The organism is Treponema sp. R6D11 (assembly GCF_054786075.1).
In genome coordinates this window covers 19,303-30,019 of sequence record NZ_BDHD01000013.1, presented here as the reverse complement: position 1 = coordinate 30,019, position 10,717 = coordinate 19,303, and the positions used below count along the sequence as shown (strand labels likewise).

At 41.3% G+C, this 10,717-nt stretch carries 12 protein-coding genes; 11 read left to right on the top strand and 1 reads right to left on the bottom strand.

The window, feature by feature from the left end; all coding sequences use genetic code 11:
* Positions 1 to 496 (bottom strand): hypothetical protein (locus ACYVTD_RS02825; protein WP_461246264.1); only part of this gene is annotated, 496 nt, incomplete at its 3' end.
* Between the two features lie 57 nt (positions 497 to 553).
* Here ACYVTD_RS02825 and ACYVTD_RS02820 point away from each other — a divergent pair.
* From ACYVTD_RS02820 to rny, 11 genes are all read left to right on the top strand, one after another.
* Entirely contained in the window at positions 554 to 1,957 is a 1,404-nt protein-coding gene (locus tag ACYVTD_RS02820; RefSeq protein ID WP_461246263.1) for a hypothetical protein, read from the top strand.
* Between the two features lie 258 nt (positions 1,958 to 2,215).
* Entirely contained in the window at positions 2,216 to 2,773 is a 558-nt protein-coding gene (locus ACYVTD_RS02815) for a hypothetical protein (RefSeq protein ID WP_461246262.1), read from the top strand.
* 128 nt (positions 2,774 to 2,901) lie between these two features.
* On the top strand, positions 2,902 to 3,807 hold the full coding sequence (locus tag ACYVTD_RS02810; protein ID WP_461246261.1) for a phage major capsid protein: 906 nt from the start codon (positions 2,902 to 2,904) through the stop codon (positions 3,805 to 3,807).
* Positions 3,808 to 3,888: 81 nt separating this feature from the next.
* Positions 3,889 to 4,455 carry a hypothetical protein gene (locus ACYVTD_RS02805; RefSeq protein WP_461246260.1) on the top strand — a complete coding sequence of 189 codons (567 nt, stop codon included), beginning with the start codon at positions 3,889 to 3,891 and terminating at the stop codon, positions 4,453 to 4,455.
* Complete coding sequence (locus tag ACYVTD_RS02800; protein WP_461246259.1) at positions 4,448 to 5,866, top strand: hypothetical protein; 1,419 nt, start codon at positions 4,448 to 4,450, stop codon at positions 5,864 to 5,866. Before ACYVTD_RS02805 ends, ACYVTD_RS02800 begins: the two co-directional genes overlap by 8 nt.
* 73 nt (positions 5,867 to 5,939) lie before the next feature.
* Positions 5,940 to 6,569 carry a single-stranded DNA-binding protein gene (locus ACYVTD_RS02795; RefSeq protein WP_461246258.1) on the top strand — a complete coding sequence of 210 codons (630 nt, stop codon included), beginning with the start codon at positions 5,940 to 5,942 and terminating at the stop codon, positions 6,567 to 6,569.
* Positions 6,570 to 6,666: 97 nt separating this feature from the next.
* A complete protein-coding gene (gene rsmD / locus ACYVTD_RS02790; RefSeq protein WP_461246257.1) occupies positions 6,667 to 7,206 on the top strand; it encodes a 16S rRNA (guanine(966)-N(2))-methyltransferase RsmD in 540 nt (179 codons plus the stop codon).
* On the top strand, positions 7,196 to 7,732 hold the full coding sequence (locus ACYVTD_RS02785) for a hypothetical protein (RefSeq protein WP_461246256.1): 537 nt from the start codon (positions 7,196 to 7,198) through the stop codon (positions 7,730 to 7,732). Before rsmD ends, ACYVTD_RS02785 begins: the two co-directional genes overlap by 11 nt.
* 172 nt (positions 7,733 to 7,904) lie before the next feature.
* On the top strand, positions 7,905 to 8,696 hold the full coding sequence (locus tag ACYVTD_RS02780) for a hypothetical protein (protein WP_461246255.1): 792 nt from the start codon (positions 7,905 to 7,907) through the stop codon (positions 8,694 to 8,696).
* A gap of 18 nt (positions 8,697 to 8,714) precedes the next feature.
* Positions 8,715 to 9,077 carry a hypothetical protein gene (locus tag ACYVTD_RS02775; protein WP_461246254.1) on the top strand — a complete coding sequence of 121 codons (363 nt, stop codon included), beginning with the start codon at positions 8,715 to 8,717 and terminating at the stop codon, positions 9,075 to 9,077.
* Between the two features lie 89 nt (positions 9,078 to 9,166).
* Complete coding sequence (gene rny, locus ACYVTD_RS02770; RefSeq protein ID WP_461246253.1) at positions 9,167 to 10,717, top strand: ribonuclease Y; 1,551 nt, start codon at positions 9,167 to 9,169, stop codon at positions 10,715 to 10,717.

Genomic DNA, 10,717 nt, shown 5'->3' with positions numbered 1-10,717 from the left:
CGCTTGAATCATTATAAGGGTCTTTTCCATGCCAAGCTATTGAATTGGTTTTTTCTAGCTCCATTGAATAACCTGCCGAGTAAGGTGTATCATTTTTTGAATAATAGAACCCCATGTTTCTTCCCGAACCGCTACAATCAAAATCGATGATTGTTTCTCCATCATATTCTCTAGTTCGTATGCATTCAACAATCGTATCACCTTGCACGACATTTAAAACCATTTCTTTTGTTTTTTGGTATTTTTCTAGTGATTCCAAATCTAAATCCCAAACTTCATTTATTTCGTTTGCCGTAATTTTTTCTAATTTATCATAATTCGCATTAACATAAGAAAATATTGCTTCTTTAGAATTGTTTTTAGAAGAGTTAATCAGCGCAACTGAAAAAACTATAATAAAAACCAGCGCAATTAGTGAATAAATAGAGTTTACACAGGAAATGCCAAATGAAGGCGACCCTCTAAAAAAACCGAAAAACAAGCTATTAATCTTCATAACTAACATGATACCACAAAAATTATATATAGTCAATTTATTAAAAGGAGGCAATACATGGAAGACTACACAGAGAAAAATGAATTACTTGCAGAGAAAATCCTTGGCTGGTATAAATCCGCCTGGAAAGATAAAGACGAACGAGGGTTTTTCGACCTTTGGGAACGCATCGAGGCTTATTGGGAGGGGATTGCGCACAATGTCAATCATGGCGACGAGATAAACACAAATGTCAACATAATCCACCCATGCGTTGAGGGGCAAGTCGCAATTTTAGCGAACCAAGACATCGAAGTAAAATGCTTGCCTGCAAGCCCGAGCGAGAAAGCCTATGCAAAAAAAGCCGAAACGATTTTGAACTTTATCAAGGAGAAAAACGATATGTTCAACTTAATCGATTCGCATGAGCGGAGGCGTGTTAAGTTTGGCACAGGTGTCTTGCGAGTTATATACGACCCTACTGCCGCGTCAGGCTATGGTTTGCCGACGATCGAAAGCGTCAACCCCGCGTACTTCTTCCCAGACCCTAGAATAACAGACCCGATGAAATTGAACGAAGGCGAGTTCGTCATCGAAACATTGCGTAAACCAATATCGTGGGCGAAGGAATATTACGGCAGCGACATCGCGGACAAAATCGAAAAGAATTATGACCCAACAGGCAGCGTGATCTCGCAAGAAGACGCGAATACATACCTGCACATTCTAGCTTGGTTTAGAACCGAGAGCAAGCTAAGGCTAGTTGAAATCACTGGCTGCGGCATCATTTTATACGACAGCTTCGAAAAGCGCGACGGCGACGGGTTCTACCCTATAAACCGCTACCCATACTTCGTCACCCCACTATACCGGCGCGAAGGCTCAATCTGGGCAAAAGGCGACGCAGAGCTTCTTATCCCGCTACAAGATTTGGTAGACGAATTAGACGACCAAATCCGTAGCAACGCAAGGCTATCCGGCAACCCGCAAAGGCTTGTCGACATCTCCTGCAACATTGACCTAGATAAATGGACAAACGATTCTGGGCTTATCATCCCGACGGCGAACATTGACGGCGCGAGGTACCTAACGCCACCAGAGATGCCAGATTATCCATTGCGCAGGCGTGAGCAGGCACTGAATTACGAGAGGCAAATCGTATCACGTTTCTCAGATCAATTAGCAGGCACAACAGAAGAAACTCAAAGGACGGCAACCGAAGTTGAGCTCGCTATCAGGCAAGGAAATATTTCGCTTGATTATAAAAGAAAGATATTAAAAAACACATTATCAAACGTATTTGAATATTGCTTCGCGCTTGCTATGGCGTATTATAGTAGCTCAAAAGCGTTCAAAGGCGAAGACGGCGAGTTCGTCTGGTTGTCTAACAAAATCTTCAAAAATATTCCTTTGCTAGGCGAAGACGGCGAGAGGGATAGCTATAAAGCCACGGCAGAATTCGAAATCAAAGTGGAGCTATAAAAAATGGATGCGGAAAAATTAGTAAACCACGCAACCAAACATCAATTCTGGCAAGAAGACACCGCGAATATGTCTGCCAGCGAAGTCTTAAGGACATATTCAAACCGCGCAATATGCCCTGCCTGTGAACGATTTGCATATCGCGACAAAGGTTGGGATAAAGGCAACTACGCACGTTGCCCAGCTTGTGGCTGGAGCGGTAGGACAATCACAATCGATGAATATATCAATCGAAAATTATATAAATAGGAGGCGCATATGAGCGATAGAACCGTCCCCCTGCGCGCACTCGAAAAAGAACGCGCGAAGTTTAAACAAAGGCTCGCGGACCCTGAACTCGTTCGTGGGCAAAAAATTTTAGGAAAGTTAAAGGAGATGTTCCAAATGGAATCACAAGAAGTTGAAACCCTGATAGAAGAAAATAAATTGAGCGTCGCAAATGAGGCGACCGAAGCTGTAAAACCTGATAATCAAAACGATTTTCTAACCGAGTTTGCCGAACTGATTAAAAACCCAGTTTATAGCGACGCAGGCAACTACATCGAAGAGATCAAAACATATGCGAGCGATAACAGCTGCAATTTAAAGACGGCATATAACGCACTTTTTGCAGAAAAAAAATATGCTGAAATAAAAAAAGATGCCGAGGCAATGGCTTTTGCGGACTATTTAACAAGAAAGTCGGAAGACGTCCCTGCATCTTTATCCGGCGGTGGCGCAGCAGCAAAAGACGAACGCACGAAGCTCGACACGGAGCACATAAAAGCTGCAGAAAAATACGGCATGTCTACCGAAGAATATCTAAAATTCATGTAAGCAATTGAGGTTCATCCTCGACCAGACAAGGTCGTTAAAAAATCTATTGTCGCCGAATACTCTCGGGCGCCTTTCGCTTCGTGCTTTTTGGGAAGTGTGCAACAAAAAAATATTAAAGGAGGCAATAAATGCTTACAAGAAGTAATTTCGGTACGTACTTACGTGCTGGACAAAACAAACTATTCAACGATAGCTATGAGGCAACTCCTCATCAGTTCACAAAACTCTTCCAACAATTCGACATCAAGACAAAAAACATGGGGTTATACCTCGGCAAATCTTTCTCTGCTTGGTCTGCCAACACTGAAGGTTCTCCAATCGCAACAGAAGACATCGAGCAAGTTGCGCTTACAATGATTGCTCCAAAGAGATACGACAAAGGCTACACCATCTCGTATGAACTTTTGCAAGATGATGAGTTCGGCGTATACTCGGGCAATGCCGGTATTGGCGGTAACGCAAAGGCTCTTGGACGCTCGCTTTATGCAACTATCGAAACGATTGCTGCGAACGTTCTATCAGACGGGTTTACTACTCCTGCTGTAAACGGCGAAAACCTATTCGCTACAAATCACAAACCGACAACCCCAAGCAGCACGGGTTCTAAATCTAACAAGCTAACGGTGGCTCTAGATGAGGATGGCTTGAAAGCAGCGGCTAAAATGGTTCGCTCGCACACAGACCATTCTGGAACTCTTCCTATCGGCGCGATTCCTAAATATTTGATTGTTCACCCGAACGACGAATATCAAGCACGCGCAATTTTAAACCCTGTGACATTATCAACACTTGGTTTAACAACATCTGCACCAAACTTAGAGCTTGTTGTTTTAGATTACTTAGCTAACGATAACGCGTTTTTCGTTAAAGCGGGCAACACTGAAAACCTTGCATTCGTTTGGAGAGAAAGACCAACCTTCGGGTCTCAACCTGTTAGCGGGTCTTTAGACTGGTTGTTCTATGGCTATACACGTATGGCTGCAGCAGCTGGTGATTGGAGAGGCATTGTTGGTTCTGTGAAACCTTCTGCATAATCTAATCAGACTTTTTGCCTCTCTAAAAACTAGAGAGGCACCCCTTTTAGGGGTAAATAACTAAAAATTAAGGAGAAAACTATGACAACTCAAAATTTTATAAATATCTTAAGACTTTTTTATAACACATCTAAAACCGACGAAGAAATAATGATTTTTTTAAACAGCATTCTGCGCACAATATGGCGTGATGTCGGCAAAAGCATGACAGACATAATATACACGACGGGCGGAGTCGATGAGTATGAGCTCCCTAGCGATTGCATGCCATCGGGCATTAAAAAAATTGTCTCTAGCGAAGGCGTTGAATATTTTCCTATTAACCTAGACAAAAAACTAAGGCGCATATACGAAATAATAGAAGACGATAAAATAAGATTCACTCCTGTCACTGAACAGACAGAATGCTTTAAAATCTATTTCACATGTTTCCCAGAAGTTGAAAGCCTAGTTGATTTATTAAACATCAAAAAAGATTGCGTTGAGGTTGTTAAAGCCGGCACAATCGCTCTAATTGCAAAGGCTGAAAACAAAATCACGCTGGCGAACAACTACAGTCACGAGTTTAACGAACTTTATAGCGAGATAAAAAATCATAACGACGAGTACGTTAACGGATTCCCAAAGGTGCGTGATGTTAATGTATGAAAAATGGAAAGACGCGCAGACGCCGAATGAGCAGAGCGCGAAACCAAGCACCACGAAAAGCAGCAAGCGAATAGTTATAAATGATTTTTCAGGCGGCATAAACTATTCTCCTGCGGTGTATAACCTAAAGCCAACAGAAGCGCGTGATGCTTTTAATGTCTCCACCGAAAACATGCCTGCTCTCGCGCCAAAGGACGAATATGAAATTTTCCTTGCCTCGACAGCTCGAAATGTCATCGATTGCGGTAAGCTACATAACGGTCACTGGTTCCAAGCCGTAAGAACCAACTCAACAACAACTACAATTTACGACATGGACCTAGCGCAGAGCATAACAACATTAAACCACAGCGGACTGTTCTGCCACGCCATCTTCTTCCACGCCAACCAAGGCGGCAATTGCACAGTTTTCTACACATCTACAGGCGAAATGAAAGTCGTTCTTTTAGACGGGACCGTTATGACATATAACCAAGCTTTTCCTGTTGAATATATGTGTTTTCATGAGAGCAGAATCGTCGTAGCAAATTCAACACACAACACCAGCCTAGTTACAAATCAAGATCATTGCGACTATATGAACGAGATGTATGACTATATAACCGTCGGCGCACCCGGCGAAACCTGCCGCGGGCTAGTCTCATACAAAGGCTCGATATTTTTCTTCACGCCGACCAGCATATACAAAATTTCAACAAACTATCCAATATTAGATGTCGACCCAGCAAACGACCAATTCAAACACAAGGTCACCGCAATTGCATCTAATTGTGGCGCCTCTCATGGGAACACAATCGCAGATGTGCTAGGCACTCTGTTTTGGTATGGCAATGGGCGAGTGTATTCATATAGTGGGGGGAAGGTTGAAGTCGTCTCTCGGCAAATCAAAAAATATTTAGAAAAAGTCCGCAAGCGTTTCTTTACCACTCCGCCAAAAGCCTGCGCTGTGGGAGAATTTTATTATCTTTTATTTAACTTCGAAGACGACCCGTCTGTTATGCTTACATACGATACTATAAATAAATCATGGCAGATATGCGAAGGCGAAAATTTCGTTTCTTTCTATAAGAACGGGTTTGATATAGTCGCTGCGGCATCGAATTCTGTATTAAAAAGCTTATATTCAAAAAATGGTGGTTATAAAGATTGGAGCTATAAATCGCCATACTTCTCCGCAGGCGACATCAGTGGGTTTATCACCATCAAGGCAGAACTCGACGCAAACGCTTTCATAAAGGTCTATGTTAAGGCAGACGACGCTCCCAACAGAGAATTGGTCGGCACCGTAAACAAGCAAGGAGATGTTTCCGAGTTTGTATTCGATTATCCTGTTGGTCTAAACGCTAATTCTAAAGTTTCAATCGAACTAGAAGGGGAGAAAAAATCCATAGTTCATTCAATATCGTTGTAATATATTTTCGTTATTCACAATATATTTATTAGAGAGATAAGATGTGTTAATTAGACATGTAAGGAGACATAAAATGGAAGCAAATGCTAATAATAAACTAGAGGTCATCGGGAGATTGATAACCGACCCTGTATATTCACACGAAAGCCATGGAGAAGAATTTCGCGCATTCAAAATCAGAGTCCCTCGCCTATCCGAAAGCCACGACATCCTAGATGTTGTATGCCCAAAAACCATATGCGATAAGTTCGCAGAAGGCGATGACGCGCACATATTCGGCGAGTTCCGCTCGTTCAATAATTATTCCGGTGTCGGCGCGAGGCTTATTTTAACGGTCTATGTTAATGAAATGCAATTCGCATCTCAAGAAGAAGCAGAAAGCTCGACCAACGAGCTGTTCGTCCAAGCGTTCGTCTGTAAGAAACCTATCTATCGCAAAACGCCGTTCGGCAGGGAAATAACCGATTTGCTGCTCGCCGTAAACAGAAAATTCAATAAATCTGATTACATACCAGCCATAGCTTGGGGCAAAAACGCACGAGAAGCGGCAGACCTAGAAGTCGGCGATGCGCTTAGGTGTAAAGGGCGCGTTCAATCCCGAGAATATAAAAAGCGAATCGACGATGAAAATTTTGAATCTAGAATCGCATATGAATATTCGATCTCATACTTAGAAACTTTCAAAAATGACGACGTCTCATAGTTTTCTTAACAATTAAAAGGCGAATTTTTCGTCTTTTTTTGTTTTTATTTTCGCAAAATCATTGACTTTTATGCTAGATTATGGTATTATATAGCATATGTTAGGAAAGCTTAAAATTTCGCGGGGCAAGGCAAAAGGTAAATCGCTTTATATGCCCGATAAAACCACCACAAGACCGACATCCAATAAGATTCGGCAGGCCGTCCTAAACATTATCCAATTTGAGCTAGAAGACGCACGCGTGCTAGACCTTTTCGCAGGTAGCGGAGCGTTCGGCTTGGAAGCTTTATCAGCAGGTGCTGCCTTTTGCGATTTTGTCGACGTCAACACCAAAGACATTATCCAAAAAAACTTAAAACTAACAGAACTAAATGGCAGGGTGCATCCGCAAGACTTCAAAAAATTCTTATCATCTTGCAACAAAAAATACGACATCATCTTCCTAGACCCACCATATGAAACTGATTACGTTGAAGAGGCGTTAGCGCTAATTGATGAAAACGATTTAGCAAAAAAATATATAATTTGCGAGACTAACAAACAAGAGATAAATCATAATTTTAAAATTTTGAGCACGAAAAAATACGGGGAAAAAAATATCTTCGTCCTTACAAGGAGTGGGAAACTTGAACAATAACAACAATATCTTAGGTCAAGTATTTGAACTTATCGATAATCTAGAAGACGTAATAGAAAACGGACGAAACGTGCCGCTATCTGGGCGCGCATTAATTGATAAAGAAACCGCGATGGAAGTCATTCGCGAAATCCGCGTAAAGATACCAACAGAGATGACCCAAGCTAAATACATATGGACTCAACGCAACCAACTAATCGAAGAAGCAAAAAAAGAAGCCGAGATCATCGTTAAACAAGCTGAGTCAAACATGATTTCTATGATTGATGACCACGAGATTATGCGCAAGGCATACAAACGCGCAACAGAAAAAGAAGAAAATACTCGTAGGAAAGCCCGCGAGATTACTCTTCAAACAAACGAAACAATCGAGAAAAAATTCTATGAGAGCGAAAAAATCTTAGAGCAAACATTGGAATTTATGCGCAAAAACAGGATGGCGATGAACGGACAGGCGGCGAACCAAGCAATGAAAGAGCAAGCTATGCAAAGAGCCAAAAAAATCCTAGACGAGGAAGACGAATAAAACAAAAGCTCCCGCAAAGTAGGAGCTTTTTTATTGCAAAAAATCTTCGCTATATGCAAAAAATATAGTATATATGCAAGAATCGTTGACAAAATCCAAAACATGATATAAAATAAACGCATACTCCTGATAAAAAAACATGAGAGAATAAATTTTATTAGGAGATGATAATATGAGAAACACACCAACGCCTTCAAAAGGCGACTTAGAAATACTAAAGAAAAATATTGAAAACAAAAAGCCAAGGAGATTATCAACAGAAGATGAAATCAGCATCATGGAAGTCGCACAAGGGTTTATCGAAGACGGCGACGACGAACTAACAAACTTGCTCGCCCATATGCTAGGCGTATATGAAACGATGTCCTCGCAAGCTTCAAATAACGAGGATTTGGCAAAAGCACTTCAGACACAAAGAGTGCTTTGGATAGCTGAAAAAGACGAACGAATGTGTAAAAAATGCGAAGAGTATTCCGAGCGCACGTTTTTATTAAAAGACATCCCGCCGGCCCATCCAAATTGCCGATGCGGACTAGAGATAAACACCGACGAAAGCGCGTCATTAAGCATGCTCGTCGACGGATTATTGATTACATATATTGAAGATAACGGCATAATTAGATTTGACTTTGATTACAATGATTTTCTAAAAATAGTTTTATGTGGCAAGGGGTTAGACCTTGCAGAAAAGTTGTACCACAATCTAGAACTAATTAATCCTGATTATCTTTCTGGAAGAAGCATTAGCGGGTTATACACAGAGTTATTGTTGCATTGGGCGGCATATAGTTTAGGAATTAAACCCGATAGCTCTCATCAAGCCGATATGGGCGGGCTAACAGAACCAGGGTTTGATGATAACGGAATTGTCTTCGAAGCTATTAATGCCACATGGATAATATCTCAACTACTAAAAGGAAATCTTTCAATTATAGGCAATTTAGCGAAACAATTTATCAAATAATTAATACTAGGAGTTATTATGAAAAAAACAATTGTTATAATATCAGTGGCATTAGCGATAGTGCTACTTTGCGTTATAAAAATGCCTACGTTAAATGCAAAAGCAATAATCTCCAACGACTATTCCAAAATTTATTATAACGACGAAATATATATTCAAATAAAAAAAGAGCTCCTTCCTGAAAACGTTTCATTTTCAAAAACCAAAGTAAGAGCAACGGTTGAGGGCGAAAGCATTTTGCTAAGCCTATTTTTCCTTCGTAGCGAATATATTTACCAAACTAAATATAATAACAATTTTTTTATCCATCTTCACAGCGGAGTCGATATAAAAGACTATTATTACTGCCTGTTATCTTATAAGAATTCTGTTAACAAATAATTCTGTAACATTTTTGACCTTGACAAATTGCGAAAATAAGTGTACAATATATACAGTGTTTAAGTAGCTCCTTTCATAAAAATAAAGGAGTGATTAAAATAAGTATTTATATATGGATCACCATCATCCTAGCTGGCTCAGCCGCAGGGTTTGGTGCAGGAAATTTCTACCGCAAACAACAAGGCGAATTAAAGGTTGGAACAGCGGAAAACAGAGCTAAAAATATTCTGCAAGATGCTGAAAAGCAAGCAGAAAACAAAAAACGTGAAGCAATTTTAGAAGCAAAAGAAGAAGCAATAAAAATTAAAGCAGAGGGCGATCAAAACGAAAAAGAGCGTCGCTTAGAGCTGTCGAGATTAGAAAGACGTGCTATCCAAAAAGAAGAACAATTGGATAAACGCGGCGCAGAATATGACGCAGCGGCGGCTAATCTGCAAAAAAGAGAAGCTGAATTAACAAAAGAAAAAGAGCAACTTGAAACACTAAAAAAAGAAGCAACTAAAAAGATCGAACAAATCGCGAGAATGACCGCGAGCGAAGCAAAGGAACAGTTAGTCGCGCAGATGCAAAATGACGCGAAGCTTGACGTTGCGAAATTTATCAAAGAAGAATACGAAAAGGCTCAAGACGAAGCCGACACGAAAGCCCAAGAAATCATCACGGGCGCCATCCAACGTTGCGCTGCAGACCATGTTGCCGAGGCGACTATTTCTGTAGTTCAATTGCCGACCGAAGAAGTTAAGGGGCGCATCATCGGGCGCGAGGGCAGAAATATTAGAACGCTTGAACAATTAACAGGCGTTGATTTTATTATTGATGACACACCTGAAGCCGTTGTTATCAGCGGGTTCGATCCACTTCGTCGCGAAATAGCTAGGCTAACATTAGAAAACCTAATCAAAGACGGCAGGATCCACCCAACGCGCATTGAAGAGACGTATAATGCGAGTGTGAAAGAGCTTGACAAAATCATAAAACAAGAGGGCGACGCTGCTGCGCTTGCCTGCGGAATACATAACCTGCACCCTGAGCTTATCAAGCTTATCGGCAGATTAAAATATCGCACGAGTTATGGTCAAAACGTCCTGAAACACTCTATCGAAGTTTCTCAAATCGCGGGGCTGATGGCAACTGAGCTTGGGCTAGACCCGGTCTTAGCAAAAAGAATTGGTCTATTACATGATATCGGCAAGGCGATTGACCATGAACACGAAGGCACCCACTCTGCTCTCGGCGCCGAACAAGCTAAAAAATATCGCGAGAAAGACATCGTCGTAAACGGTATCGCTGCCCACCACGGCGACGTTACACCATCTTCAATCGCTGCAATCCTAATCCAAGCTGGCGATGCAATTTCAGCCGCAAGACCTGGTGCAAGACGTGAAAATATCGAAACATATGTTAAACGTTTAGAAGACTTAGAGCGTATCGCAGGAGGCTTTAAAGGCGTTGAAAAAGCGTTTGCTCTTCAAGCCGGTCGCGAAATCCGCATAATTGTTAAACCTGAGCTTGTTACAGACGAGAATATCACAATGATAGCCCTAGATGTCGCAAAACAAATCGAGAGCGAGATGGAATACCCTGGTCAAATCAAGGTTAATGTCATTCGTGAAATCCGCGCGACAGAGTACGCTAAATAG